This is a genomic window from Micromonospora taraxaci (assembly GCF_007830095.1).
GTDB lineage: Bacteria > Actinomycetota > Actinomycetes > Mycobacteriales > Micromonosporaceae > Micromonospora > Micromonospora taraxaci.
In genome coordinates this window covers 4248313-4273357 of sequence record NZ_VIWZ01000001.1, presented here as the reverse complement: position 1 = coordinate 4273357, position 25045 = coordinate 4248313, and the positions used below count along the sequence as shown (strand labels likewise).

At 71.9% G+C, this 25045-nt stretch carries 28 protein-coding genes; 13 read left to right on the top strand and 15 right to left on the bottom strand.

What is annotated here, in order from left to right; genetic code table 11:
* Positions 1-96 precede the first annotated feature (96 nt).
* The 4 genes from FHU34_RS19830 to FHU34_RS19815 all read right to left on the bottom strand — a co-directional run bounded on the left by FHU34_RS19830 (position 97) and on the right by FHU34_RS19815 (position 2826).
* Positions 97-792, bottom strand: a complete 696-nt coding sequence (locus FHU34_RS19830; protein WP_145782793.1) for an alpha/beta fold hydrolase — start codon at positions 790-792, stop codon at positions 97-99.
* 40 nt (positions 793-832) lie between these two features.
* The gene (locus FHU34_RS19825; protein WP_145782788.1) at positions 833-1213 is read right to left on the bottom strand and encodes a VOC family protein; all 381 of its coding nucleotides are present in this window, start codon (positions 1211-1213) and stop codon (positions 833-835) included.
* A 23-nt stretch (positions 1214-1236) separates the two neighbouring features.
* Positions 1237-2277 carry an L-dopachrome tautomerase-related protein gene (locus FHU34_RS19820; protein WP_145782783.1) on the bottom strand — a complete coding sequence of 347 codons (1041 nt, stop codon included), beginning with the start codon at positions 2275-2277 and terminating at the stop codon, positions 1237-1239.
* A 129-nt stretch (positions 2278-2406) separates the two neighbouring features.
* The gene (locus tag FHU34_RS19815; RefSeq protein WP_145782780.1) at positions 2407-2826 is read right to left on the bottom strand and encodes an MmcQ/YjbR family DNA-binding protein; all 420 of its coding nucleotides are present in this window, start codon (positions 2824-2826) and stop codon (positions 2407-2409) included.
* A 152-nt stretch (positions 2827-2978) separates the two neighbouring features.
* Here FHU34_RS19815 and FHU34_RS19810 point away from each other — a divergent pair, with 152 nt between their 5' ends.
* Positions 2979-4781 carry an acyl-CoA dehydrogenase gene (locus FHU34_RS19810; protein WP_145782777.1) on the top strand — a complete coding sequence of 601 codons (1803 nt, stop codon included), beginning with the start codon at positions 2979-2981 and terminating at the stop codon, positions 4779-4781.
* Positions 4782-4785: 4 nt separating this feature from the next.
* Here FHU34_RS19810 and FHU34_RS33000 read toward each other — a convergent pair whose 3' ends face one another.
* Together FHU34_RS33000 and FHU34_RS19805 are read right to left on the bottom strand one after the other, a co-directional pair.
* Positions 4786-4962: a hypothetical protein gene (locus FHU34_RS33000; protein ID WP_167524848.1), complete on the bottom strand. Its 177-nt coding sequence runs from the start codon at positions 4960-4962 to the stop codon at positions 4786-4788.
* A 116-nt stretch (positions 4963-5078) separates the two neighbouring features.
* Positions 5079-5798, bottom strand: a complete 720-nt coding sequence (locus FHU34_RS19805; RefSeq protein WP_145782775.1) for a polyamine aminopropyltransferase — start codon at positions 5796-5798, stop codon at positions 5079-5081.
* Positions 5799-5928: 130 nt separating this feature from the next.
* Here FHU34_RS19805 and eccB point away from each other — a divergent pair, with 130 nt between their 5' ends.
* A complete protein-coding gene (gene eccB, locus FHU34_RS19800) occupies positions 5929-7305 on the top strand; it encodes a type VII secretion protein EccB (protein WP_145782772.1) in 1377 nt (458 codons plus the stop codon).
* A gap of 5 nt (positions 7306-7310) precedes the next feature.
* Here eccB and FHU34_RS19795 read toward each other — a convergent pair whose 3' ends face one another.
* The 4 genes from FHU34_RS19795 to FHU34_RS19780 are packed head-to-tail and all read right to left on the bottom strand — an operon-like array spanning position 7311 to position 11175.
* Positions 7311-7916, bottom strand: a complete 606-nt coding sequence (locus tag FHU34_RS19795) for a class I SAM-dependent methyltransferase (protein ID WP_145782771.1) — start codon at positions 7914-7916, stop codon at positions 7311-7313.
* 45 nt (positions 7917-7961) lie between these two features.
* Positions 7962-8828: a carbohydrate ABC transporter permease gene (locus tag FHU34_RS19790; protein ID WP_145782769.1), complete on the bottom strand. Its 867-nt coding sequence runs from the start codon at positions 8826-8828 to the stop codon at positions 7962-7964.
* A complete protein-coding gene (locus FHU34_RS19785) occupies positions 8828-9784 on the bottom strand; it encodes a carbohydrate ABC transporter permease (RefSeq protein WP_145782767.1) in 957 nt (318 codons plus the stop codon). The genes FHU34_RS19790 and FHU34_RS19785 overlap by 1 nt, the downstream gene beginning before the upstream one ends.
* Positions 9781-11175, bottom strand: a complete 1395-nt coding sequence (locus FHU34_RS19780; RefSeq protein WP_145782765.1) for an ABC transporter substrate-binding protein — start codon at positions 11173-11175, stop codon at positions 9781-9783. The genes FHU34_RS19785 and FHU34_RS19780 overlap by 4 nt, the downstream gene beginning before the upstream one ends.
* A gap of 115 nt (positions 11176-11290) precedes the next feature.
* On the opposite strand from FHU34_RS19780, the gene FHU34_RS19775 reads away from it, so the two are divergent.
* The 6 genes from FHU34_RS19775 to FHU34_RS19750 all read left to right on the top strand — a co-directional run bounded on the left by FHU34_RS19775 (position 11291) and on the right by FHU34_RS19750 (position 16652).
* Positions 11291-12328 carry a zinc-binding dehydrogenase gene (locus tag FHU34_RS19775; protein WP_145782763.1) on the top strand — a complete coding sequence of 346 codons (1038 nt, stop codon included), beginning with the start codon at positions 11291-11293 and terminating at the stop codon, positions 12326-12328.
* On the top strand, positions 12329-13150 hold the full coding sequence (locus FHU34_RS19770; RefSeq protein ID WP_145782761.1) for a sugar phosphate isomerase/epimerase family protein: 822 nt from the start codon (positions 12329-12331) through the stop codon (positions 13148-13150).
* Positions 13147-14502 carry an MGH1-like glycoside hydrolase domain-containing protein gene (locus tag FHU34_RS19765; protein ID WP_425280539.1) on the top strand — a complete coding sequence of 452 codons (1356 nt, stop codon included), beginning with the start codon at positions 13147-13149 and terminating at the stop codon, positions 14500-14502. Before FHU34_RS19770 ends, FHU34_RS19765 begins: the two co-directional genes overlap by 4 nt.
* Positions 14503-14557: 55 nt before the next feature.
* A complete protein-coding gene (locus tag FHU34_RS19760) occupies positions 14558-14956 on the top strand; it encodes an NUDIX hydrolase (protein WP_145782759.1) in 399 nt (132 codons plus the stop codon).
* A gap of 42 nt (positions 14957-14998) precedes the next feature.
* The gene (locus FHU34_RS19755; protein WP_145782758.1) at positions 14999-15415 is read left to right on the top strand and encodes a DUF2267 domain-containing protein; all 417 of its coding nucleotides are present in this window, start codon (positions 14999-15001) and stop codon (positions 15413-15415) included.
* Between the two features lie 88 nt (positions 15416-15503).
* A complete protein-coding gene (locus FHU34_RS19750; protein ID WP_244311742.1) occupies positions 15504-16652 on the top strand; it encodes an FUSC family protein in 1149 nt (382 codons plus the stop codon).
* Between the two features lie 10 nt (positions 16653-16662).
* On the opposite strand, the gene FHU34_RS19745 is transcribed toward FHU34_RS19750, so the two are convergent.
* Positions 16663-17301, bottom strand: a complete 639-nt coding sequence (locus FHU34_RS19745; protein ID WP_145782756.1) for a TetR/AcrR family transcriptional regulator — start codon at positions 17299-17301, stop codon at positions 16663-16665.
* A 71-nt stretch (positions 17302-17372) separates the two neighbouring features.
* On the opposite strand from FHU34_RS19745, the gene FHU34_RS19740 reads away from it, so the two are divergent.
* Positions 17373-18137 carry an SDR family NAD(P)-dependent oxidoreductase gene (locus FHU34_RS19740; protein WP_145782754.1) on the top strand — a complete coding sequence of 255 codons (765 nt, stop codon included), beginning with the start codon at positions 17373-17375 and terminating at the stop codon, positions 18135-18137.
* On the opposite strand, the gene FHU34_RS19735 is transcribed toward FHU34_RS19740, so the two are convergent.
* Positions 18138-19379 carry a hypothetical protein gene (locus tag FHU34_RS19735; RefSeq protein WP_145782752.1) on the bottom strand — a complete coding sequence of 414 codons (1242 nt, stop codon included), beginning with the start codon at positions 19377-19379 and terminating at the stop codon, positions 18138-18140. It lies immediately after the preceding gene.
* A 26-nt stretch (positions 19380-19405) separates the two neighbouring features.
* On the bottom strand, positions 19406-19921 hold the full coding sequence (locus FHU34_RS19730; RefSeq protein WP_145782750.1) for an NUDIX hydrolase: 516 nt from the start codon (positions 19919-19921) through the stop codon (positions 19406-19408).
* A 51-nt stretch (positions 19922-19972) separates the two neighbouring features.
* Here FHU34_RS19730 and FHU34_RS19725 point away from each other — a divergent pair, with 51 nt between their 5' ends.
* Complete coding sequence (locus FHU34_RS19725) at positions 19973-20464, top strand: type II toxin-antitoxin system PemK/MazF family toxin (protein ID WP_088989909.1); 492 nt, start codon at positions 19973-19975, stop codon at positions 20462-20464.
* A gap of 25 nt (positions 20465-20489) precedes the next feature.
* Here FHU34_RS19725 and FHU34_RS19720 read toward each other — a convergent pair whose 3' ends face one another.
* Positions 20490-21140, bottom strand: a complete 651-nt coding sequence (locus FHU34_RS19720; protein WP_145782748.1) for a flavodoxin family protein — start codon at positions 21138-21140, stop codon at positions 20490-20492.
* Between the two features lie 118 nt (positions 21141-21258).
* Here FHU34_RS19720 and FHU34_RS19715 point away from each other — a divergent pair, with 118 nt between their 5' ends.
* Both FHU34_RS19715 and rox read left to right on the top strand, forming a co-directional pair.
* The gene (locus tag FHU34_RS19715; RefSeq protein ID WP_167524847.1) at positions 21259-22275 is read left to right on the top strand and encodes a phosphotransferase enzyme family protein; all 1017 of its coding nucleotides are present in this window, start codon (positions 21259-21261) and stop codon (positions 22273-22275) included.
* A gap of 162 nt (positions 22276-22437) precedes the next feature.
* Positions 22438-23868: a rifampin monooxygenase gene (gene rox, locus FHU34_RS19710; RefSeq protein ID WP_145782744.1), complete on the top strand. Its 1431-nt coding sequence runs from the start codon at positions 22438-22440 to the stop codon at positions 23866-23868.
* A 4-nt stretch (positions 23869-23872) separates the two neighbouring features.
* Here the strand turns inward: rox and FHU34_RS19705 are convergent, their stop codons facing one another.
* Positions 23873-24514: a GGDEF domain-containing protein gene (locus FHU34_RS19705; protein WP_145782742.1), complete on the bottom strand. Its 642-nt coding sequence runs from the start codon at positions 24512-24514 to the stop codon at positions 23873-23875.
* A 263-nt stretch (positions 24515-24777) separates the two neighbouring features.
* Between FHU34_RS19705 and FHU34_RS19700 the strand changes: the two genes are divergently transcribed.
* A complete protein-coding gene (locus FHU34_RS19700) occupies positions 24778-25017 on the top strand; it encodes a DUF397 domain-containing protein (protein ID WP_074309213.1) in 240 nt (79 codons plus the stop codon).
* Positions 25018-25045 lie beyond the last annotated feature (28 nt).

Sequence of the window (25045 nt, the reverse complement as noted above, 5' to 3'; positions counted from 1 at the left end):
GGGATACCTCGGAGCCAGCGGTATCCCACCCGTCAGATCGGCACCGCGCCGTCGGCGGCCTGGGTGCCCGCGCCGACGCTCACGCGCCCGGCGCAGTCAGTCGGCTTGCGCCGCCAGGATCCGGGCCAGCTCGGTGGGCTGCGAGAACATCGGCCAGTGGCCGGTGTCCATGGTGACCAGTCGCCAGTTGTCGCTGGCCAGCAGCGTGGCCACGGTGTCGTTGGGCTCAGGCCCGTCGAGCAGGCACTTGATGTACGTTGCCGGAAGCTCACCCAACGGGCGGGTCAGCACGGCCGGCTCGGTCAGCGTGGCCCCCGGGTGCGGCACGGAGCCCTCGATCAACCGGGCGACCTGCTCGTCGGCGAGCCCCTGACCGTCGAGGTCGGCCGCGCCGATCGGCGGCCAGTAACCCCCGTTCTCGGTGAGCTGCGCTTCGAACGCCTCCTGGCCCTGCCACCAACCGGACGCAAACGACCCGCCGTCGACCGGCACTTCCGCGTCGACGAAGACCACAGTGGTCAACCGGTCACCGATGCGCTGGGCGGCCTGACCCACCGGAATGCCGGAGTAGCTGTGCCCGACCAGCACCACGTCGCGCAGGTCGCGACGCTCGACCTCGTCGACGATGTCCTGCACGTGGGTCTGCTGCCCAGCGGGCATGCCCCGCTTGTCACCGAGACCGGAGAGGGTCAACGCGTGGGCGCCGTGGCCGGCCGCCCGGAGTGGCGCGACCACGTCGTCCCATGCCGAAGCCCCCAGCCACGCCCCCGCCACCAACACGAATTCAGCCATGGGCGGGACCCTAGCGGCACCCTCCGACAGCCCTGGCGTGTCAGGACCAGGTGCGGGCCTCGGCGGCGAAGAGCTCCGGCGGACTCTCCACCGGCAACACGCAGAGCAGGTGACCGCCGGGCGCCCGCAGGATCCGACACTCGAGCCACCGGGACACCTCGGTGGCACCCAGGCCGATCAACCGCGCGGTCTCGGCCGGCACGTCATCGGTCTCGATGTCGAGGTGGAAGCGGGGCTCGTCGTCGACTGCCTGGACTGCGGCGACCAGCCCCGGCAGCGCCTCGTGGAGGCCGACGAACTGCGGCTCCGCCGGATGGGTCCGGGTGCTGACGCCGAGCGCGGCGGACCAGAACTCCGCAGCCCGGGTGGCCTGCGCCGCGGGGGCGTCGATCAGCAGGGCGTAGACGCGACTTCGATGCATGCGAGGCAGCATATCGACGCCCGTCAGCTGGAGTGATCCAGAACGGGCGGCCCGGCCGCGACCGCCATCCGGTAGATGTGCACCGGGTAGTCGACCGCCGACCGCCCGCCGTTGAGCCCGGCGGTCAGGTGCAACTGGGCCGCGGGCATCCAGAGCCGGGCCTCGGCGTCGAGCCACATCGCGTCCACCCAGACCAGCCGGGGGTCGGCGACGAGGGTACGCACGCTGCCGTCCGGAGCGACGGTGAGGATGCGCCTGCGGTCCACGTCGCTGAGGTAGATGGTTCCGGTGTTGTCGATCGCCGTGCCGCCGGTGCTGGGAGTGTCGCACCACCGTTCGACCCGCCGGGCCACCTCGTCGGCCGACACCGTCGGGTCGTCCACCCAGCGGGTGCCGATCCGGGACATCCCACCGGAGGCCGGTTGGTAGTAGAGCCAGCGACCGTCGGGCGACACCTCAAGCTGGTCGACGTGCAGGCGCACCTCGGCGCCGTCCGGATCGCGCAGCACCCGCCCGTCGGCGACCACCGGACCGCCCACGGTGCTCGGGTGTCCGTCCAGTACGCGCCGAAGCCGACCCGATTCGAGGTCGAGCACGACAAGGCCGGGCATCCCCACGTCGCTGAGGTACGCGATCGCCCCGTTGAAACGGACATCGTCGACGTAGCTGGTGGGGTGCAGCGCCTCGCCGAGGTGGTAGACGCGTTCCACCCGGTCGTCGTGCGGGTCGACCGCGATCAGCCGGGCACCTCCCGGCACCTGCTTCCCGCCGATCTGCGGCGTGCCCGAGTCGACGATCCACAGCCGACCGTCCGGGCCGCCACGCAACCCGTTGACGTGCACGAACGCGCCGTCCGGTGGCTGGTTCGTCCGGTTCCACGCGGCGTCCGGGTACGGGTTGCGGCGGCCGTCCGGGAGGGCCTCGACCACCTGGACGCCGGGCCCGTCCGCCGACGGGTAGCTCAGGAAGACCCGCCCACGCACTGACGTCACCCCCGTGCACACCCGGCCCTCGCTGAGGATCGGGGTCAGCCGGGGGTCCTCTCGGGTGGGCAGGGTGGACATCGACCCGCTCCTCACCCGCCCTGCGGCGTCGTCGGCACTCCGGCGGGGAGCCCGACTGACCTCGGCCACCCAGCGCGGTATCCCCGGAGCATGCCGGGCGAAACCGCCTGCTCGCCGGACGCCGTCCGCTCAGTGGTGCGGGGCCGGCGGGCCGACCAGGGCGGCGAGCCGTTTCGGGGCGAGCATGCAGTAGCTCTCGGTGAGCAACTCCGCGATCTCGACCCAGTCGGCGCCCCCGTCCAGGACCATGCCCATCACCGTCGGACTCCAGTCCGGCTTGTAGAAGGGGTGCCCGCCGCTCAGCAGCCCGGCGATCTCGTCGAGCGGTGAGCGGAAGGTCAGCAGGCAGGCGGGCCGGTCGAGCTCGGCGGCCCGCGCGTGCACCACCTGCCGGGCGGGATCGACGGTGAACACGTGGGCGACGGTGCGCTTGCGGATCCGCCAGCGGATGCCCACCCAGGCAGGCTCCTCGTACGTCTCCGGCAGGCCGAGACAGATCGGGCGCAGCTGGTCGAGGACCTCGGGCGGGACATCTCCGGGTTCGGTCACGGGCAGCGACCCTAGCCGCCCGGTGTGACAGATTCCGCTCGCCCGACGCCGCCCGCGCCGGTGGTGCCCGCTCCCACGATCCGTCAGGATGGGCCGGGGCGACAGTGGGCCGTCGTCCCGGCAGTCCCACCCCGTGCCCGCTGAGGAGTTCCGTGCCGTCCACCCTGCTCTCCCGCCGCGACCTCGACTTCCTGCTGCACGACTGGCTGCGGGTGTCACAGCTGGTCGAGCGTCCCCGCTACGCGGAGCACTCCCGGGAGACGTTCGACGACGCACTGGACCTCGCCGAACGGGTGGCCACCGAACAGTTCGCCCCGCACAACCGGGCCGCCGACCTCGCCGAGCCCACGTTCGACGGGCAGCGGGTGCGGCTGATCCCGCAGGTTCGCGCCGCGCTGGACAGTTTCGCCGAGACAGGCCTGCTCACCGCCGGGCTGGACTCCTCGGTCGGCGGCCTGCAACTGCCGCACGCGGTCGCGGCTGCCTGCTTCGCCTGGTTCCAGGCGGCCAACGTGGCCACCTCGGCGTACCCGTTCCTGACCCTGGGCAACGCCAACCTGCTGCTGGCGCACGGGAGCGCCGAGCAGGTGGACACCTACGTCCGGCCGATGCTGGACGGCCGGTTCTTCGGCACCATGTGCCTGTCCGAGCCGCACGCGGGCAGCTCGTTGGCCGACATCACCACCCGCGCCGAACCCCAGTCCGACGGGTCGTACCGGCTCTTCGGCACCAAGATGTGGATCTCCGGGGGTGACCACGAGCTGGCCGAGAACATCGTGCACCTGGTCCTGGCGCGGATCCCCGGCGCGCCGCCCGGGGTGAAGGGCATCTCGCTGTTCATCGTGCCCAAGGTGCTGGTCGGCGCGGACGGGTCGCTCGGGGAGCGCAACGACGTGGTGTTGGCCGGTCTCAACCACAAGATGGGTTTTCGGGGCACCACGAACACCCTGCTCAGCTTCGGCGACGGTGGGCACACCCCGGGCGGCCGGCCCGGCGCGGTCGGTCAGCTCGTCGGGCCGCCGCACCAGGGCCTGGCGCAGATGTTCCACATGATGAACGAGGCCCGGATCGGGGTCGGGGCGGGCGCCACCGCGCTCGGTTACACCGGCTATCTCAAGAGCCTGGCGTACGCCCGGGAGCGGCCGCAGGGCCGGCCGGTCGGCGCGAAGGACCCGGCCACGCCGCAGGTGCCGATCATCGACCACCCCGACGTACGCCGCATGCTGCTGGCACAGAAGAGCTACGTGGAGGGGGCGCTGGCACTGGTGCTGTACTGCGCGCGGCTGCTCGACGAGCAGAGGACCGCACCCGCCGAGGCGGACCGCGAGCGTGCCCACCTGCTGCTGGACGTGCTCACCCCGATCACCAAGAGCTGGCCGTCGCAGTGGTGCCTGACCGCCAACGACCTGGCGATCCAGGTGCTCGGAGGCGCCGGCTACACCCGGGACCACGACGTGGAGCAGCACTACCGGGACAACCGGCTCAACCCGATCCACGAGGGCACGCACGGCATCCAGGCGCTGGATCTGCTGGGGCGCAAGATGACCATGCAGGGCGGCGCCGGTCTCACGCTGTTGACCACGACGATCGAGGACACCATCGAGCGCGCCCGCAAGGCCGGTGGCGAGGCGGCCGATCTGGCTGATCGGCTGGCCGAGACGGTGGACCGGGTCACCTCGGTCACCGCTCGGCTGTGGGCCGACGGTGACCTGGTGCTCGCGCTGGCCAACGCCAGCGCCTACCTGGAGGCCGTCGGGCACGTGGTGATCGCGTGGATGTGGCTGGAGCAGGTGCTGGCCCTGCCGCCGGAGGGCACCGGCGACGCGTTCCACGCCGGCAAGCGACAGGCCGCCCGCTATTTCTTCGCGGTCGAGCTGCCCCGTACCGGGCCGCAGTTCGACCTGCTGGACAGCCGGGACCGCACCACGCTGGACATGCGGCCCGACTGGTTCTGACCGGTCAGCGTCGTCGGCCCTGGTGCTGCACCGCCTGCCGCCCCTTCACGACGCCCCAGACGATCACGATCACCAGCGCGATCACACCGATGATGATCAGCCAGCGGACCGCCTCGAGGATCAACCCGAGCAGGATCAGCACACCGGCGACAACGCCGACGACCCAGAGCAGCGCACGCATCTCGACCTCCCGAAACCGGCCGCGCCTGGTGCGGCCGGCCCGCCCCAACGTTCCCCGTCTGGCCGACACCATGCCGATTGATCGACTCGGGTTCCGGCCCCGCCGTACTGAGGAGGTCAGGGGCCGGTACGCGCCACGTAGACGGTGTTGGCAGACTCCCCGCCGGTCAGCGGGTTGGCGAACGGCACGACGTGCGCCCGTACGCTCGCGAACACCTCGCTGAGCGCGTCGGTGAACTCGGCGTCCGGCGGGTCGTCCGACCAGAGCGCGAAGACCCCCTCCGGGCGCAGCAGCGCGGCCAGGCGGCGCAGGCCGGCCGGCGGGTAGAACGCGGCGTGGCTGGGGTGCAGGACGTTGCGCGGGGAGTGGTCGACGTCGAGCAGGACCGCGTCGAACCGCCGCCCGGGCACCTCGGTGTCGAAGCCGACGTCACCGGCGACCGCCGCGAAGAAGTCGGCCTGCACGAACCGGGTCCGCGGGTCCTCGGCGAGCCCCGCCGCGAACGGCAGCAGCCCTCGCCGGTGCCAGTCGATCACGTCCTCGATCGCCTCCACCACCAGCAGCGACCGCACCCGGGGGTCACCCAGCGCCGCGCAGGCGGTGTATCCCAGGCCGAGACCGCCGACCACCACGTCGACCGACTCACCGGCCACCTCGGCGAGACCCAACCGGGCCAGCTCGATCTCCGCGACGGGGAAGAGGCTGGACATCAGGTATTCGTCGTCGAGCTTGACCTCGTACACCTCGACCTGCAGTGCCGGGTCCCGGCGTCGGCGCAGGCTGATCGCGCCGATCGGGGTCTCCCGCCAGGCCAGCTCCTCGAAACGCGCGCCCACGGGTGCCCTCTCGCCGCCGGATTCGTCCACGGATGGTACCGGTTGCCCTGCGACGGGCGGCCACGCAGGGTCCGCAGGACATCGACGCAACGCATATCCTGTGCCCGGCCGATCCACCGGAAGGGACCTCATGCCGTCGCGGCAGGACCAGCTGCACTCCTACCAGTTCAGCGTCCAACGGGCGGTCGCCGCCCTGGTCATGCGGGAGACCGACCCCGCGCAGTCTCCGTTTCGGCGGCTGGCCGGCGCCGGTCTGGCCAGCGTCCTGGTCGCGGCGATCCTGCTGGGCGGTTTCGCGCTCTACGGCCTGTTCGCTGGCGGCGGCAAGGGCTGGCGCGACCCGGGCGCGGTGATCGTGGAGAAGGAGTCCGGCGCCCGGTTCGTCTACCGCGAGCAGAAGCTGCACCCGGTGCTCAACTACGCCTCCGCGCTGCTCATCGTCGGCGCGGACCGGTCGAAGACCGTCCTCGTCTCCCGACGCACCATCGACGGCGTGCCGCGTGGTCTGCCGCTGGGCATCGCCGACGCACCCGACTCACTGCCCGCCCCCGGCCGGCTGGCCACCGCGGCGTGGACGGTCTGCTCGACCGTCCCGGCCGGCGAGGCGCCCCGCTCCGTGCTGCTGATCGGCACCGAGCCCGACGGCGGCCGACAGTTGGGGGACGAGGCACTGCTGCTGCGCCACCCCGACGGCGGTCTGCACCTCGTCTGGCACCAGCGGCGCTACCTGGTCCGCGATGCCAGCAGGGTCCTGGCGGCGCTCGCCACCACCCGGGCGCAGGCCGTGCCGGTGGCGCCCGCCCTGCTCAACTCGCTGCCGGCCGGCACCGACCTCGCCCCGCTCGACCTGCCGGACCTGGGCCGGCCCGCCACCCGCGTGCCGGGCACCGCCATCGGCACTGTCTACCTGGTGAGCAACTCCGGTGGCGGCCGGCAGTACGCGGTGGCCCTCGACGCCGGGCTGGCCGGCATCACCGAGTTGCAGGCGGGGTTGTTACTGGCCCGCACCGGGCAGGGCGCGCCGGTGCCGCTGACCCTGGGCCAGTTCGCCGCGCTGCCGACGGTGCCCGACCTCGCGCCGACCGGCCAGGACGCCCCGCCGCCGACCCCGCCCCGGCTGGCGGCCGGCGGCGACGGGGCGCTCTGCACCCGCGTCGCCGACGACGGCGGGGTGGGTGAGGTGCGGTGGGGCGTACCGCTGCGGGACCTGGCGGCTTCTCCACGGACCGCGCCGGCCGGTGACGCGGTGCTGGCCGACCATGTGCTGGTCGAGCCGGGTCGCGGCGCGGTCGTCGAGGCCGCCGCGGCGCCCGGCGCGACCGGCGGCGCGGTCTCGGTGGTCACCGACCTGGGCCGGCGGTACGTGCTGGCCGACCGTGAAGTGCTGCCGATGCTCGGCTACGGCGGTGTCCGTCCGTTGCGGTTGCCGGCCGGTCTGGTCAGCCTGGTGCCGGCCGGCGCGACCCTGGACCCGGCCGCCGCCCGGGCCGTCGCCGCCGGAGACTGAGGCCGTCAGTCGGCCGGACGGCGCAGGATGGTGACCGCGAACGGGGCGTCGTCGCGCCACGGGCGCAGGTCCCAGGTCGCGAAGCGGTGCTCCACGCGCAGCCCGGCGGCCACCGCGTCGGCGTCGAACGCGGTCAGCGGGTAGCCCCGTTCGGTGCCGAAGCCCACGGTCAGCACCCCGTCCGGCCGCAGGTGGCCGGCGACGCGGCGCAGCACCTCCGGTTCGGTGCCGACGGCGACGAAGGCGAGGACGTTGCCGGCCAGCACCGCCGCGTCGAACGGCTCCGTCTCACCCAGCGCGGGCAGATCCAGCTCGGCGAGGTCGGCGACCAGCCACGTCGGGCCCGGATAGTCGGCGCGGGCCGCCGCCACCAGCGCCGGGTCGGCGTCGACCCCCACCACCGTGTGCCCACGCTGCGCCAGCGCGGCACCGACCCGGCCGGTGCCGCTGCCGGCGTCGAGGATTCGGGAGCCGGGCTCCACCAGGGTGTCGACCAGGCGGGCCTCGCCGGCCAGGTCCGCTCCCTCGGCGGCCAGCTTGCGGAACCGGTCGATGTACCACTGTGAGTGCTCGGGGCCGGTGTCGGTCGCCCAGCGGGTCGGGTTGGCCATGTGGCCACCGTAACCGGGCCGGTGGGGGAGCGGCGGGGGACCCGATCATCCCTTCTCCGCGCCGCTGGTCAGCCCCTCGGTGAGGAGTCGCTCGCTGGCGAAGAAGAGGATCACGATGGGCAGGGTGAGCACTACCGACCCGGCCATCAGCACCGTCTTGGGGACCTCCACCCCGTCGGCGAGCAGGGACAACCCCAGCGACACCGTCCACCGGTTGGGCTTGTCGACCAGGAACAGCAGGGCGAAGAGGAACTCGTTCCAGGCGATCATGAAGTCGTACAGGGCGACCGCCATGATCGACGGTGCGGCGAGGGGCAGGCTGACCCGCCGGATGATGCCCAGCCGACCGGCGCCGTCGATGGCGGCGGACTCCTCCAGACTGACCGGGATCGTCTCGAAGTAGTTCTTCAACATGTAGACGGACACCGGCAACGTCTGCGAGATGTAGACAAGCACCAGACCGAACAGCGAGCCGCGCAGCCCGGCCTGGGTGAAGACCACGAATAGAGGGATCGCGATGACGATCGACGGGAACAGGTAGACAGCGAGGAACAGGAAGTCGACCTGCCGCCGGCCGAAGAACCGCAGCCGGGCCACCGCGTACGCGCCGGGGATCGCCACCAGCAGGGTGAGCACGGTCGCCGCGACCGCGACCAGCCCGCTGTTGCGGATGAAGGTCAGGAATCCCTGGCCGCCGTCGTCGGTGGCCTTGAGGACCTCGGCGTACGTGGCCACGGTCAGCTCACCGAAGCCGACCACCAGCGCGCCCGGGTCGAGCAGCAGACGCTCGATGGGCCGCACCGAGAGCACCAGCATGTAGTAGAAGGGGAAGACGGTGACCACCAGGAACGCGGCGATCACCAGGCGGCGCAGCCAGCGCAGGCTCACCGTCTCGATGACGTCCCGGTCCATCAGCTCACCCTCCGTCCGAAGAAGCGCAGGTAGATCAGCACGAACACGATGAGGACCACGGCCAGCACGACCGCCTGCGCGGCCGCCGCGCCGATGTCGGTACGGGCGGTGAGGAACTCGTACACCCGCACGCTGACCACCTCGGTGCCTGCCGCGCCGCCGGTGAGCAGGTAGACGTCGTCGAACTTGTTGAACGTCATGATGAAGCGCAGGACGCCCAGCAGGGCGATCACCGGCAGCAGTTGGGGCAGCAGGATGTGCCGGAACCGCTGGGTGGGGGTGGCCCCGTCGACGCGGGCGGCCTCCTCCAACTCACCGGACACCGCCTGGAGCCGGGCCAGCAGGAACAGGAAGGCGAACGGGAAGTACCGCCACGCCTCGAACACGATCACGGTGGTCAGCGCTGTCGACTCCTGGGACAGGAACGGCACCGGAGCGTCCCAGCCGAGCAGCCGCTGACCCCACGCGTTGACGATGCCGAGCTGCGGGTCGAGCATCACCTGCCAGACGAAGGTCACCGCGACCACCGGCGCCACGTACGGCAGCAGCATGGACGCCCGCACCAGGGTGCGGCCCCGGAACGGCCGACGGACCACCAGCGCGGCGACCAGGCCGAGCACTATCGACCCCACGGTGCCGCCGATGCTGTAGACCACTGTGATCCAGAGCGTGTCGGCGAACCCGGGGGTGTGCAGCACTCGGTCGATGTTGTCCATGGTGAACTCGCCGAACAGGCCGGTCTTGCGCAGCGTGGCGAGCCGGACCCGCTGGAAGGCGAGCACCACTGTCCACACGATCGGGATGCCGATCACGGCGATCGTGACGAGCAAAGTCGGTGCGACCAGCCCGAGCCCGGCACGGGACTCGCGGCGGCGCAGGGTCATCGGTCTGCGGCGGGCCCGCCCCGGCCGCTCCCGGGTGGGGGAGCGGCCGGGGCCGGGCGCGGTCGTGGTCAATTGACGCCGGCCTTGATCGCGTCCACGTCCTTCTTGGCGCGGTTGGCGGCGGCTGCCGCGTCGGACTTGCCGGAGACGAGGTCGCCCAGCACCTTGGGCACGGGCAACTCCCCGAGCATGGCGCCGACCAGCTTGCCCTGCCCCTGGCTGAGCCCCCACCGGCCGAAGGTGTCCGGGCTGCGGCGCAGCGTGGCCAGCACCTCGTCGCCGTACACGTCGGCGAGGGGCTTCTTCGCGTCCACGCCGGCCTGGCTGGTGTTCCAGGCCGTCAGGAACGCCTCCGGCTCGGCGGGGGTGCCCTTGCGGACCGGGAAGCGGCCCTCGGGGGACATGCCGAACCAGCGCGGGTAGCCGTCGTCGAGCATGTACTCCACGAAGGACTTCGCCGGGTCGGTCACCGCGCCGTCCAGCACGGCCCAGGAGCTGATCTCTCCGTACTGGGCCGGCTCGGTGCCGTTCGGGCCTTTGATCGCGGTGACGAACCCGCTGTTCTTCGCGAGGAAACCGGGGTCGGTCTGGCACTGTGGGCAGGTCGGCTTGGCGTCGTTGCGCAGCCCGGCCAGCTCGTCGAGGATGAACGGCGACCAGATCACCATGGCCGCCTTGCCGGCGAAGTAGGTGGCCCGGGTGGTGTCCACGTCCTGTGCGCCCTTCACCGAGCTGGTGCGGATGAGGTCGCCGTAGAAGCGGAACGCCTCGACGCACTGGGGCGAATCCAGGGTGATCTTTCCCGAGTTGTCGGTGAGCTGACAGCCGTTGGCCAGCGCCAGGTGCTCGAACGTCTGCTGGGTGAACACGTCGCTGGGCGCGGTCGCCGCGGTGATCCCGGCGACGCCGCCGGTGTTCAGCGCCGCCGCTGCGGCGGTGATCCGCTCGTACGTGTCCGGGGCGGGCAGGTTGGCGGCGGCGAACAGGTCCTTGCGGTAGACGAGCAGCTGCCCCCACCCATCGCTGGGCACGGAGAGCTGTGTGCCGTCGTCGGAGGTGAGCTCCAGCGCCCGGGGCGAGAACGTCTGCCGGCCCAGCTTGTCGACGACCTCCGCGTTCGCCGAGGCGTGCAGCAGCTCGTTGCCGGCGAGCGTACGGATGCCGGCGAGGGAGACCGACCCGACCACGTCGGGCAGGTCACCGGCGGCGGCGTTTGCGGCGATCAGCGAGGGGAACTGGTCCTCGTTGACGGTCACGAGGTCGACCTGGATCCCGGTCTTGGCGGTGAAGTCCGCGATGATCGCCTTGGTGGCGGTGACGCGGTCGGCGACGTCCTCCAGGCTCCAGACGGTGATCTTTTTGCTGTTGCTGTCGGATCCGTCGTCTCCGCAGGCCAGCAGGGTGGACGTGGTCAGTGCCAGGATCACTGTGGTGGCGAGTATCCGCCTCGGAGGTGCAGACATCGGTGGCACTCCTCTCGAAGGGTACATGACGGATTCAACGCCTTCGATTGATCAATGACAAGACATATGGCGATTTTTTGCTATCCTGGAGCCCAGTGCTACCGGGATGTGACACATGGGCAACTGGGTGGTCTCTCTCGCCGGGCCTCGACGGATCAGCCTCGAGCCCTGCCCACCGGATCCGCTCGGCCCCGGCCAGGTTCGTGTGCGCACCTGCTACTCGGGCATTTCCGCCGGCACCGAGCTGACCCTCTACCGGGGCAGCAATCCCCGGCTCAGCAAGGACTGGGACGACGCGGCCCGGATGTTCGTTCCCCGACAGACACCGGTGCCCTACCCGCTGATCGGCTTCGGCTACGAGGAGGTCGGCGAGATCGTCGAGGTGGCGCCGGAGGTCACCGACCGGCACCCGGGGCAACTGGTCTGGGGCATCTGGGGGCACCGGGCCGAGGCCGTGCTCGCCGCCGAGGCGGTCCGTCCGCTCCCCGCCGGGCTGGACCCGCTCGCTGCGGTCTTCGCCCGGCCCGGCGCCATCGCCCTGACCGCCGTGCTCGCCGGCGACCTGCACCTCGGCGACTGGGTAGGTGTCTTCGGGCAGGGCGTCATCGGCCTGCTCGCCACCCGACTCGCGGTGCTCTCCGGGGCCCGGGTGGTGGCCGTCGACCCGGTGCCCGACCGGCTGGAACACGCCGCCCGATACGGTGCCGCTTCCACGGTGGACGCCCGCGCCGAGTCCGCCGCCGCCGCGCTGCGCCGGGCCACCGACGGCCGGGGCGCGGACGTCTGCCTGGAGTTGTCCGGCGCGTACTCGGCGTTGCACGAGGCGATCCGATCCACCGCACACGCCGGACGGGTCGTCGCCGCCGGTTTCTACCAGGGCCAGGCCGACGCGCTCGGCCTCGGCGAGGAGTTCCACCACAACCGCATCCAGTTGGTGGCCGCTCAGGTCTCCGGGCCCACCCCCGCGCCGAGCATGGCCGGGCGGTGGACCGGGGACCGGGTCGCGCAGACCTTCATGGACCTGGTGGCCGACCGCAGCGTCGATCCGTTGCCGCTGGTCAGCCACATCGTCGACGCCAGCGCCGTCGCCGACGCCCTCGCGCTGCTCGACCGCGGCGCCGGTGACGTCCTCCAAGTGGTGCTGAGGTTCTAGATGACCACCATCGCGCTGGCCTGCCAGGAACAACTCCTGCCGGGCACCAACCTGATCCAGAAGTACGCCCTCGCGACCGCCCTCGGCTACCAGGGCATCGAACTACGCGGACGTGGCGACCTCGCGTTCGCCCGCCGTCTGCCGGAGCTGCGTCGGGCCCGCGCCGCCGGGGTGGTGATGCCCACCGTCTGCGTCGAGATGGACCACTTCATCGGCGACTTCGACAGCGACCGTTCCGCCGACGCTGTCCGCAACCTGCGCTCGCAGCTCTCGGTGATCGCCGAGCTGGGCGGTGTCGGGGTGATGACCCCGGCATCCTGGGGGATGTTCTCCCGGCGGCTACCGCCGTTCGAGCCGCCCCGCCCGCCCGCCGGCGACCGGCAGGTTCTCCTCGACGCCCTCGGCGAGCTGGGTGAGCACGCCCAGGCCGAGGGCGTCACCCTCTTCCTGGAGCCCCTCAACCGGTACGAGGACCACATGGTCAACCGTCTCGATGAGGCGGTCGGGCTCTGCGCCGCACTCGCACTGCCCTCGGTCCGGGTCGTCGCCGACACGTTCCACATGAACATCGAGGAGGACGACGTGCACCGTGCCCTGCGCGCCGCCGCGCCCTACCTCGGGCACGTACAGGTCAGCGACTCCAACCGGTACCAGCCGGGCGCGGGGCACCTGGACTGGCCGGCGCTGGTGCGGACCCTGCTGGAGCTGGACTACCGGGGTTGGCTCGCACTGGAGTGTCGGTTGCGCGGCGACCCGGTCCGGGCCCTCCAGGAGGCCGCCACGGTGCTGCGGCACGCGCTGCCCCGGCGGGCCGCCGCGTGACCGCCGACGCCGGGGCGACACACGCCGCCCTCACCCGCACCGGCGGCCCCGCCGAGCCGGCCGCGCTGCGCCGGCTCGCTGTCGACACGCTCGACGCCAACTGGGAACACGACCACACAGTGCCGTCTCGCACGCTCTACCCGCACCAGTGGAGCTGGGACTCCGCGTTCATCGCGATCGGGCTCGCCCAGGTCCACCCCGAACGGGCCTGGCGGGAGTTGGCGAGCCTGTTCCGAGCCCAGTGGGCCGACGGCAGGGTGCCGCACATCGTGTTCAACCCGGCGCTGCGCGTCGGCGCGTACTTTCCGGGCCCGGAGATGTGGCGCAGCGCCGACGCCCAGGGCACCCCCACCGTGGACACGTCCGGCCTGGTCCAGCCGCCTGTGCACGCGCTCGCCGCGTTGCTGGCGTACCAGCGGGTGCCCGGGGCGGCCGGCCTGGCCGCGCTGCGCCAGCTCTACCCCGCCCTCGTCGCCCAGCAGCGCTACCTGGCCGACCGGCGTGACGTGGCCGGCGACGGACTCGTCTGCATCGTGCACCCGTGGGAGTCCGGGTTGGACAACAGCCCCGCCTGGGACGCGCCGATGGCCGCGGTGCCGGCCGAGGGGGCGGTGATGCGCGCGTACCGTCGGCACGACACCGCGCACGCCGACGCCGCGCACCGCCCCACGGACCTGGACTACGCGCGCTACCTGGCGATCGTCGCCGCCTACCGCGAGCACGGCTACGGTGACGGGGACCTCGCCGACGACCATCCGTTCCTGGTCGAGTGTCCGCTGTTCAACGCGGCCTTCGGGTCCGCCGAGCACGCGCTCGCCGAGATCGCCGCGCTGCTCGGGCACGACCCCGGGCCGCACCGGGCCCGCGCGGCCCGGATCACCGAAGCCCTGGTACGACGGCTCTACGACCCGGCCACCGGCACGTTCCAACCCCGCGACCTGCGCGCCGGCCGGCTGATCGGGGCCCGTACCGTGCTCGGGCTGACCCCACTGGTCCTGCCCGACCTGCCGACCCGACAGGTCGACGCGCTGGTGGTCGAGGCCCGGTCGGCGCGCTTCGGGGTGGCCCGGCACATGGAGCGGCCGTTGCCCACCTACGACCGCACCGCGCCGGACTTCGAGCCCCTGCGCTACTGGCGGGGGCCGAGCTGGCTGAACATCGGCTGGCTGGTCCGGCGCGGGCTGCTCACGCACGGGCACCCGGAGCTGGCCGCCGGGCTGCGCCACTCGATGATCGGTCTGGTCGCCGGGGCCGGTTGCCACGAGTACTTCCATCCGGACACCGGCGTCGGACTGGGTTCACCGGCGTTCAGCTGGACCGCAGCGCTGGTGCTCGACCTGCTGAGGGAGTGAGTCCGCTCCGGCTGCGGGTGGTAGCGTGCCCGGTCCGCCGGCCGGAAGGAACATCGTGCGCGAGATCGACAAGGTGGCCTGGATCCTCATCGAGAACGGACGGGTGCTGAGCACCCGGTCGCAGGACAAGGACGTCTGGTATCTGCCGGGGGGCAAGCGCGAGCCGGGCGAGACCGACCTGGAGACTCTGCGCCGGGAGATCCACGAGGAGCTGAGCGTCGAGGTGGACGTGCCCGGCGCGGTGCACATCGGCACCTTCACCGCTCAGGCGCACAGTCACGCGGCCGGCATCACCGTACGGATGACCTGCTATCGAGCCGGATATCGGGGACAGTTGCAGCCGGCCAGCGAGATCGCCGAGATGGCCTGGCTGGGGTACGCCGACCGGCACCGCACCTCTGCGGTCGACCAGATCATCTTCGACCACCTGCTGGCGGAGGACCTGCTGCGCTGAGGGCGCAGTTTGTCGCCGCCGGCCGGGGGTAACCGCCCGGACGTGACCGACGGCGACGGCTTTCCGTACTTCATCGACGCGGTGTCCCGGCGGTCCGGCCTGCCGACCGAGCAGGCCGCCGCGCTCGCCCGCGCCGTCCTCCAGACGATGGCCGAACGGGTGACCGGTGGTGCGCCCGACGACCTCGTGGGACACCTTCCGAACAACGTCGGCGGTTATCTGACCGGCCCGGCCCCGGTCGACGGCGGCGCCGGGGCTGCACCACCACCGCCGTCGGACGCCGGCCCGGCCGAGTTCCTGCGTCGGGTGGAGCAGCGGGCCGGTGTCGACCCGGCCGCCGCCCGCGCCGGAACCGGAGCGGTCTTCGCGACGCTGCGGGAGGCGATGACCGTACGGGAGTTCCGCGAGATGGTGGCGCGACTGCCGCGCGACGACGGCGGCCGACCAGGTCCTTTGTAATCGACTCGCGGGGGCCCTCCCGGTGCCGGACATGCCGATTAGCGTGAACCCGGACTGATCGGCAGTCGGTGCGTGGTACGAGTGCTCGGTGAAACGCGTCAAGACGGCCGTCGCGCAGATCCGCAGTCGCGGTGGCCGGGCGAGCCGACTGCGGCTCAGCCAGTTGGAGGCCGCCCTGGTCATCTCAGTGCAGGCCGGGCTGGCCGCGGCACTGGCCTGGTCGATCGGGCACGACCTACTGGGCAACCCCGCGCCGATCTTCGCCCCCTCCGCCGCGGTGGGCACGATCGTCGCCGCGCTCGGCCAACGCGCCCACCGGACCATCGAACTGCTGCTCGGTGTCGGCCTCGGCATCGCCACCACCGATCTCCTGTTGAGCTTTCTGGGCACCGGGTTCTGGCAGACCGGATTCGTCGTCGGGTTTGCCGTCCTCGCAACGCTCGTGCTGTTCGGGCGCAGCGGTGCTGCCGTCGGCCAGGCCGGCGGTACGGCGGTGCTGCTCGCGACCCTCGCCCCGGCACAGAACGACCTCGAATGGCCACGGATCGTCGAGGCGATGGTCGGCGGCGCGGTGGGTCTCGTGGTGGTCGCGTTGCTGGTGCCGTTGAACCCGATGCGGATCCTCGACCGGGACGCGGCGCCGATCTATCAGCGGCTCGCCGGTCAGCTGCGGGAGGCGTCCGGCGCACTGACAACGGGGGACCAGCAGCGGGCGATTCGGGCCCTCGATCTCCTTCGCGACATGGGTCCCGCGTTGGACCGGATGCACCAGGCGCTGAGCGGCGCCGAAGAGGTGGTCAGCCTGGCCCCTGCCCGGTGGTTGCGCCGACAGGACGTGGAGCGGTTCGCGCGGGCGAGTCAGCAGGTCGAACGGGTCATCGAACACAGCCGTGGGGTCGCCCGCCGATCGGCGATGGCACTGCAGTACCGCGAGCGGATTCCCCCAGACCTGTCCGCCAGCGTCGCACGGCTCGCCGACGCGGTCGAACTGCTGCGCCGCGAGCATCGTGCCGGACGTCCGACCGAGAGGACCCACCAGGCGGTACGCGACGCCGTCTACCGGGCGGGCCGTGCCCGCGCCCAGGGCGTCGACGAGTTCGGCGACGCGGTGGTGACCCAGCTGCGTACCGCTGCCAGCGACCTCCTCCGTGCGATCGGGTACGACGCGACGTCAGCGAACGACGAGGTGCGCAAGGGGGTACAGGACGGCGAAGCCTCTCTCCACCCGGACGGGTGAGGCTGGCGGCTCAGCGCGCGTCCGACCGGACCTGGACGGCGTCGTCGCCGAAGGCGGCGGTGAGGGCCCTCGCGATCAGGTCGGGCAGCTCGCTTCGTCCGTCGTCCTCGGCCCACCGCACGAGTGCCGTGTGCATGGCGGCCAGGCAGGCGCTCGCCGCCGCGTGGGCGTGGAACGCGGCGTCGGGATCGGTGGTGTCGTCCCCGAGCGCGGTGACGATGGCCTGCTGGAGTGCGTAGTTGTTGTCCAGGTGCTTGGCCCGCAGGGCCGGCGTCGAGATCATGAGCCGGAGTCGGGCGAGCAGGAACTGCCCGCTCGTCGAGAGATCGCCCCCGCCGTGGCCGCCCGTCACTGTCGTTGTGGATTCGATCAGCGCGCCGCCGATGCGGCGTACCAGGGGCTGGGTGGCGGGTGACGCGGCGATCCGGTCGGCGACGAGTTGGGCGTGCTGGTCGATGAGGACGAGGTCCTCCTTCGTGGGGAAGTGTCGATAGACGGTCATGGGGGACACGCCCGCGGCCTCGGCGACGTCGTTCACGGTGGTGCCGTCATACCCGCGTTCGGTAAACAGCCGCACCGCGTGCGCCTGGATCGCGCGTTGCGTCTCGGCTCGGCGGTGAGCGCGCAGGGTCGACTGCTGATCGGGCATGTGATAGACACTACCTCAGTGGTAGTCACTACCAGATTGGTAGCGACTAACTGATACGTGAGGTGGTTGACGTGGGCGATCTGACCGGCACAACGGCTCTGGTGACCGGCGCGTCGCGCGGCATCGGGCAGGCGATCGCGGTCCGCCTGGCGGCGAGCGGCGCGATGGTCCTCGTCCACTTCGGCACCGACGAGGACGGTGCGACGGCGACAGTCGGCGAGATCGAGCGCGCCGGCGGAACGGCGCTCGCCGTGCGCGCGGAGCTGGGCGTGGACGACGACGTCGAGACCCTCTTCGCGGGAGTGGAGACCGGCCTGGCCGGGCGTCCACTCGACATCCTCGTCAACAACGCGGCCACCGCGCCGGCCGGCCCACTCGGCGTCACGACGCGGGCGCAGTTCGATCACCTCTTCGCGGTGAACGTGCGAGCGCCGTACTTCATCGCCCAGCGGGCGTTGCCACTGCTGCGCGACGGTGGCCGCATCATCACGATCTCGTCGGTGGCGACCAGGATGGCCAACACCACGCAGACGTCCTTCGCCATGACGAAGGGCGCGGTAGAGACGATGAGCATGACCTTGGCCAACCAGGTCGGGGTCCGGGGGATCACCGTCAACGCAGTCGCCCCCGGCGCCACCCGCACGGCGACCAACGGACCGGCCTTCGAAGCGCCGGGCCTGGCCGACCTCATCGCCGCGACGACCGCCCTGAACCGGTTGGGGGAACCCGACGACGTCGCCGAGGTGGTCGCGTTCCTCGCTTCCGACGCCGCGCGCTGGATCACCGGCCAGGTCATCGACGCGAGCGGCGGCCTGTTCCTCGGGCCGCGCTTCTGATCACCTGTCGGCGGCGTCGGCCTCGGACAGGTCGTCCGGCTCACCGATCCAGGCGGAGAAGACCGGCAGCCCGTGCCACGGACCGGTGCCACCGTCGGCCCGCGTGTCGGTGGCGACGGCCACCACCGCGTACGGGTGACCGAAGCGCAGCTCGGCGGTGCGGGCGACGCCCTCGGGGGGCAGGCTGGTCCGCCCGAACATGGCGGTCACCGCCGCCGCTTCGAAGCCGTACCTGTCGAAGCGCGCCACCGCCGACTGCCGCGCCTCGAAGCCTTCCACAGGCGTGGCCAGCGCCTTCGCCAGCGTCGCGGTCGCGGCCGGGAAGCCGAGCGTCGGGGCTGCCAGGTCGTGTTGGCTGCGGGCCGACCAGCAGGGGAGCACGGCGTGGTGCCGCTCCTCGCGGCCGTCGCGGGCCCGGGTCCGCACCCGCTCCTCGCGTACCTTCCACAACGGAGCGTCGCCGAGCGGCACGTCGAACAGCGAGCGGGCGCCGGCAGGTTGCGCGCCGTCGGCCGCGCCGGCACTGAGGTCGTACGCGACGGCCAGCACCTCGGTGGACGGCACGTGCGGCGCGGCGGCCACCGAGAGGACCACCAGCCCTGCGCCGTCGGCGGTCTGCGCCGGGGCGGCGTGCACGATGACGTCACCGACCCGCGTGGTTGACACGATGGCGCACCGGTGGCCGTGGCTGGGGCTGCGCAGTGCTCGCCGAAGCAGACCCGCCCACGGGCTGTCGACGCCGAGCGTGCGGGCGTCGGCGACCTCGAACGGCGTCGCCCAGGACACCCTGGTGGCCAGCGCGCTGGCCAGGGCGAAGGCCACATCCGGGCCGACCTTCAACGGAAACGTCTCGATCAGACCGTCGGTGTGCGCACGCGCCCACGCGTCCAGGCCGGCCTGATCGGGCAGCAGGCCGACCTCGGTGCTCCGGGGCAGCGCGGCCCGCCACCCGCCCGACCCGACCTCGCCCCGCCCCGACCGCTGCCAGAGCGCGGTGGCGGACCTGACCAGCGGGTGCGGTGAATCCAGCAGCGCGCGGGCGGCCTCGGCGGCACCGGCCAGGTCGGTGCCCAGCGCGCGGGCCAGATCCTCGGCCGCCGGGTCGTTGTCGACGGCAGTCGTGGCGCAGACCGCCAGCAGCAGCCAGGCACCGAGCGGGGAGGCGACGTGGTGCCCGTCGCCGACCGTGGCGTGCAGCCGTGCGGCGTACGCGGACAGTGGCCCGTGCAGATCGGTCGTCATGCCCCTACTCTGCCCGCCAGCCCGGCTCACGACCACAGCTCGAACGGCTCGTCGATCTCCTCGCCGTCGAGGAAGGAGGTGATCAGCCGGGGAAGCTGCCCGGGATAGAACCGTTGCGTGCTGGCGACCACCTCGTGCAGCGGCCACCAGCGGAAGCCGAAGTAGTCCTCCCGCTCGTAGTCGAGTCGGTGTGCCTCGTCCACGTCGGGGCCGGGGCTCGCCAGCCGTACGGTGACGACGACCTCGTCCTGCACGTGCCGCACCTGGCGGTGCAGGAAAGTAGCCCGCCGACGCCAGGTCGGCGAACCGACCTGGTCGGCGGCGACCACGATGCCGGTCTCCTCGCGCAGCTCCCGTACGGCGGTGTCGCGATAGGTCTCCCCGGGATCCATGCCACCACCCGGCAGCTCCCACCAGGTGCCCAGCCGGGGATGGTCGGGGTCGCGGGTGTGGAACAGCAACACCCGGTTGGAGCTGTCGGTGACCACCACCCGTACCGCGCGTCGTTCCAGGATCGGCAGGTCACGGGGTACCTCGTTCATCGGGCCAGTCTCTCGCACCGCCCCGCTCGGGCGGCGGGTAGGCTGCCCGCCGTGGCTGGTCTGTTGAGGAATGTCGCGGCTCGCATCTCCCGGGTGGGCGCGGTGATCCCGTCGCCCCGACGCAGCGGGCCCGCCCCCGCCCAGGTGGCCCGGCGCCGCCAGGTGAGCGCGTTGCAGCGTCGGGAGCTGACGTACGCCCCGGAGCGCGACGGGCAGGCCGACCCGGGCGAGATCGTCTGGACGTGGGTGCCGTACGAGGACGACCCCCGGCAGGGCAAGGACCGGCCGGTGCTGGTCGTCGGGCGGCACAGCCGGACGCTGTTCGGGCTGATGCTGTCCAGTCAGAGTGAGCGCGACGGGCAGCGGCACTGGTTCGCGCTCGGGCCGGGCGAGTGGGACCGGGACAACCGGCCGAGCTGGGTTCGGTTGGACCGGGTGCTCACCATGCGCGAGGACAGCATCCGCCGCGAGGGCGCCGTACTGGACCGGCCTCGGTTCGACCGGGTCGGGCAGGCGCTACGCGCCGGGTACGGCTGGCGCTGACCGTATCGCTGTCGGGCGGGGTCGGTCAGGCCGATTCGCGACTCGGGCCGACCGCGGCGCTGCGGGCGTCCGGCGGCGGGTACGGCTGCTCGGTGAGCAGTCGGGCGAGGTGTGCGCTGTTGAGCGCCAGTGCCTTTGTGGTGCGGCCGGTGGTGTCCGGCTTCGGACCGGCGTCGCGGTAGTCCACAGTGTGCAGTGCCTCGCCGACCCAGTAGGTAGCAGCGGCGGCCGCGAGGGTGAACCCGACCTCGTTGAGTGCCTGCTGCACCTCGCCGATCGTGTGGTGCGCGCCGTCCTCGTTGCCGACGACGGCCACACCGGCCACCTTGCCGTAGGTCAGGAGCCGGCCCTCGTCATCGGTCTCGGAGAGTTCGGCGTCGAGCCGTTCGAGGACCATCTTGCAGACGCTCGATGGCTGGCCGAGCCAGATCGGCGTGGCGATGACGAGCACCTGGGCCGCCAGCAGTTTGGCGCGGATCGCCGGCCAACCGTCGCCGTCGCCCTCGTCGGTGGACACCCCGAAGCGCACGTCGTGGTCGACGACCCGGATCAGTTCGCCCTCCACGCCCTGCGCGGCCAACTCGGCGAGCACCTCCCGGCCGAGCTGCTCGGCGCTGGACGGCGCGGGTGACGGCTTGAGGGTGCAGTTGAGCACGAGGGCGCGGATGCTCGCCACGTCGATTCCCTTCGGCCGTCGGGTGACTGCTGCCTCCCCATACCCGGACGCCGTCCCGGGACACCTCCGCACGACTAATGCGCTGGGTGGCTCGGCCGGCCGGTGGCATGGTGACCGCATGATCGAGGACGTCCCGCGGCGGGTGGCAGAGCAGGTCCGGGCAGGCTTCGGCCTGAGCATTTCCGCGATGGAGATGGTGACCCACGGCGCGGACCAGCACGCCCGACTGTGGTTGGCCAGAACCCTCGACGGTGGGCGGTACGCGGTCAAACTGAGCGGCGGTGGCACCGTCGCCGGTCTGGTCGTCACGGCGTACCTGGCCGATCAGGGGGTGCCGGGGATCGCCGCGCCGCTGCGGACCAGGGACGGTGGGCTGGCCGTCGACCACGACGGGTGTCGTCTCTCGGTGGTGCCGTGGGTCTCCGACCAGCGGGCCCTCGACGGCCCGATGACCGACGCGCACTGGCGCGCGTACGGCGAGGTGCTGGCCGCCGTGCACGCGGTGCCGGTGACCGAGGAGTTGCGGCGACTGTTGCCGGCGGGCGGCGCGGCGTACCCCTCGATCGTGGCCTCGACCCGCGCGGTGGCGGAGCGGCTGCGCGACCCGGACGACCCGGCCGGACCGCTCGCCGGCGAGCTGGCCCGGGAGTGGTCCGCGGTGGCCGACCGCGTGGATGCTCTGATCAGGGACGTCGAACGTCTCGCCGTCGACCGGCGGGCCGGCCTCGGCCCGGACGTGGTCTGCCACGGTGACCCGCACCTGGGAAACCTGCTGCTCGGCGCGGACGGGCAGGTCTGGTTGATCGACTGGGACGACGCGGTGCTCGCGCCGCCCGAGTGTGACCTGATGTTCGTCGTCGGCGGGGTGCTCGCGTTCGCCCCGGTCAGCGCCTCACAGCAGGCGGCCACCCTCGACGGCTACGGCCCGGTCGACATCGACAGGGCCCGTCTCGCCTGGTTCCTCGCGGTCCGCGCGCTGGACGACCTCAGCGACTGGACCCGACAGGCGTTGGATCCGGACGCCGAGGCAACCGACCGTGATCGGGCGGCGCGGATCGTGCGGGGGTTGGTGTCCGAGGTCGGTCTGGTCACTCTCGCCGACGTGGCGTTGCGCGACCTCGACCGGCGGAGCTGAGCGGGGACCGCGTCCGTCCGGGCCGGAAAAGAAGAAAGGCAAGGAGGTCACGCACTCCTTGCCACCTCCAACATATATCGCACCCCGGGTCTTGCCGCAAGACCCGGGGTGTGCTGCAGAATCTCCTGCCGAAGCCCAAAACTGGGAAAATCGGGGGATTTCATGATCGATGTGATCATTGCCGGCGGTGGACCGACCGGCCTGATGCTGGCCGCCGAGCTGCGGCTGCACGGCGTGCAGGTGCTCGTGGTGGAGAAGGACAGCGAGCCGACCCCGTTCGTCCGCTCGCTCGGCCTGCACGCGCGCAGCATCGAGGTGATGGACCAGCGCGGTCTGCTGGAGCGGTTCCTCGCGCTCGGCCAGCAGCACCCGGTGGGTGGCTTCTTCGCCGCCATCCCCAAACCGTCGCCGGGCGGGCTGGACACCGCGCACGGGTACGTCCTCGGCATTCCACAGACCACCACCGACCGGCTGCTGGCCGAGCACGCCAGCGAGGTCGGCGTCGAGATCCGGCGGGGCTGCGAACTGGTCGGTGTCAGCCAGGACGAGCACGGGGTGACAGTGGAACTCGCCGACGGCACGCGGGTGCGCTCGCGTTACCTCGTCGGCTGCGACGGCGGTCGCAGCACCGTACGCAAACTGCTCGGCGTCGGCTTCCCCGGTGAACCCAGCCAGGTCGAGTCGCTGCTTGGCGAGATGGAGGTGGGCGTAGCGCCGCAGACGGTGGCCGACGTGGTGGCCGAGGTCCGCAAGACCCACCTGCGCTTCGGTCTCGGACCGCTCGGCGACGGGGTGTACCGCGTCCTCGTCCCCGCCGAGGGGGTGGCCGAGGACCGGTCCGTCCCGCCGACCATCGAGGAGTTCAAAGAGCAACTCCGGGTGTACGCGGGCACCGACTTCGGCGTCCACTCACCGCGCTGGCTGTCCCGCTTCGGCGACGCCACCCGGCTGGCCGAGCGCTACCGGACCGGCCGCGTGTTCCTGGCCGGCGACGCGGCGCACATCCACCCACCGACCGGTGGGCAGGGGCTCAACCTGGGCATCCAGGACGCGTTCAACCTCGGCTGGAAACTGGCCGCCGCGGTGAACGGCTGGGCGCCGGAAGGGCTGCTGGACAGCTACCACGCCGAGCGGCATCCGGTGGCGGCCGACGTGCTGACCAACACCCGTGCGCAGATGCTGTTGCTGTCGCCGGAGCCGGGGCCCCGGGCGGTGCGTCACCTGTTGTCGGAGCTGCTGGACTTCGAGGAGGTCAACCGGTTCCTGATCGAGAAGATCACCGCGATCGGGGTCCGGTACGACTTCGGTGCGGGCCACGAGCTGCTCGGCCGGCACCTGCGCGACGTACGACTGAAGCACAACAGTCGTCTCTACGAGCTGATGCGTGGTGGTCGAGGTCTGCTGCTCGACCAGACCGGCCGGCTTTCCGTCGACGGGTGGGTGGACCGGGTCGACCACGTCGTCGACGTCAGCGACGAGCTGGAGGTGCCCGCCGTGCTGCTGCGGCCGGACGGCCACGTGGCGTGGGTGGGCGACGATCAGACGGACCTGCTCGGCCGGTTGCCCAGGTGGTTCGGTGCGCCCGTCGGGTGACCCGTCAGCGCTCGGCGCTGTCAACCAGTTGCCGGGGTGAGCGGGCGCCGCCGAGGCTCTTCGCCTGGTACATGGCGGCGTCGGCGCGGCTGAGCGCTTCGGTGAGCTGGGCCGGGCCGGTCACCGGGGCGAGCCCGACGGAGGCGGTGACCCGGACGCTGCACCCACTCAGTCGGATCGGCGCGGCGACGGTCTCGGCGAGACGGCGGGTGGAGTACTCGATCCAACGCCGGTCGACGGTCGGGCTGGCGAGCAACCCGGCGAACTCGTCCCCGCCGAGGCGGGCGACGAGATTGTCCCCGGCGAAGCCGGCGAGCCGTTCGGCCACACTGATCAGCACCTGGTCACCGGCGGCGTGCCCGTACCGGTCGTTGATCTGCTTGAAGTCGTCGAGATCCAGCACCACGGCGATCAACGGCTGGCCGGCCGCGTCGGTGAGCAGGGCGGCAGCCAGGCGGTAGAAGGCACGTCGGTTGGGCAGCCCGGTGAGGGGGTCGTGGCTGGCGGCGTGGCGTTCGGCGGCGAGCTCGGCCTGGAGGTGCTCGATCTCGGCCTCGGCGCGGACCGCCCGGCGGCGTAGTTGCCAGGAGGAGAGAAGCGCGCCGGCCGCGCAGATGCCGGAGGCGACACTCATCGGATCCGGCACGAACCCTCCCATCGCCGCGACCGCCTTACCCCTTCGGTCGACGCGGTGCGCCGCGTCGGGCCAGTTTTACCTGCTGAGTGCCCCTACGGGGTAACTCAACGTGAACGGATGCACACCGATCATGTGCGTTATCATGCTCGCCGTCCGGTGCATATGCAATAGCAGATGCACGTGCAGAACCGTCCGATGTCGATACCGCACCCCCTCGCCGTCACCGCTCCTCCCACGGCCACCGGCGGGCTCGTGAGCAGAAAGACGCCTCCATGCAGCAGCCACCCAATGGCGTACCGATCCATCAGTTGCCCCCACTGAGCTGGCAGAAGAGCCGCCGTAGCAACCCCAGCGGCAACTGCGTCGAACTCGCCGAACTGCCCGGGGGAGCGGGCATCGCGGTTCGCAACTCGCGGCACCCGGAGGGGCCGGCGCTGATCTACACAGTGGACGAAATCGCCGCCTTCGTTCTCGGCGCGCGGGACGGGGATTTCGACCATCTGATCAACTGACCGTCCCGGGTGGGGTCGTCCCGGCGAC

Excerpts from the sequence above, each read along its gene's own strand:
- FHU34_RS19830 (WP_145782793.1), bottom strand. The coding sequence starts at position 792 with ATGGCTGAATTCGTGTTGGTGGCGGGGGCGTGGCTGGGGGCTTCGGCA.
- FHU34_RS19825 (WP_145782788.1), bottom strand. The coding sequence starts at position 1,213 with ATGCATCGAAGTCGCGTCTACGCCCTGCTGATCGACGCCCCCGCGGCG.
- FHU34_RS19820 (WP_145782783.1), bottom strand. The coding sequence starts at position 2,277 with ATGTCCACCCTGCCCACCCGAGAGGACCCCCGGCTGACCCCGATCCTC.
- FHU34_RS33000 (WP_167524848.1), bottom strand. The coding sequence starts at position 4,962 with ATGCGTGCGCTGCTCTGGGTCGTCGGCGTTGTCGCCGGTGTGCTGATC.
- eccB (WP_145782772.1), top strand. The coding sequence starts at position 5,929 with ATGCCGTCGCGGCAGGACCAGCTGCACTCCTACCAGTTCAGCGTCCAA.
- FHU34_RS19795 (WP_145782771.1), bottom strand. The coding sequence starts at position 7,916 with ATGGCCAACCCGACCCGCTGGGCGACCGACACCGGCCCCGAGCACTCA.
- FHU34_RS19790 (WP_145782769.1), bottom strand. The coding sequence starts at position 8,828 with ATGGACCGGGACGTCATCGAGACGGTGAGCCTGCGCTGGCTGCGCCGC.
- FHU34_RS19780 (WP_145782765.1), bottom strand. The coding sequence starts at position 11,175 with ATGTCTGCACCTCCGAGGCGGATACTCGCCACCACAGTGATCCTGGCA.
- FHU34_RS19775 (WP_145782763.1), top strand. The coding sequence starts at position 11,291 with ATGGGCAACTGGGTGGTCTCTCTCGCCGGGCCTCGACGGATCAGCCTC.
- FHU34_RS19770 (WP_145782761.1), top strand. The coding sequence starts at position 12,329 with ATGACCACCATCGCGCTGGCCTGCCAGGAACAACTCCTGCCGGGCACC.
- FHU34_RS19745 (WP_145782756.1), bottom strand. The coding sequence starts at position 17,301 with ATGCCCGATCAGCAGTCGACCCTGCGCGCTCACCGCCGAGCCGAGACG.
- FHU34_RS19735 (WP_145782752.1), bottom strand. The coding sequence starts at position 19,379 with ATGACGACCGATCTGCACGGGCCACTGTCCGCGTACGCCGCACGGCTG.
- FHU34_RS19730 (WP_145782750.1), bottom strand. The coding sequence starts at position 19,921 with ATGAACGAGGTACCCCGTGACCTGCCGATCCTGGAACGACGCGCGGTA.
- FHU34_RS19715 (WP_167524847.1), top strand. The coding sequence starts at position 21,259 with ATGATCGAGGACGTCCCGCGGCGGGTGGCAGAGCAGGTCCGGGCAGGC.
- rox (WP_145782744.1), top strand. The coding sequence starts at position 22,438 with ATGATCGATGTGATCATTGCCGGCGGTGGACCGACCGGCCTGATGCTG.
- FHU34_RS19700 (WP_074309213.1), top strand. The coding sequence starts at position 24,778 with ATGCAGCAGCCACCCAATGGCGTACCGATCCATCAGTTGCCCCCACTG.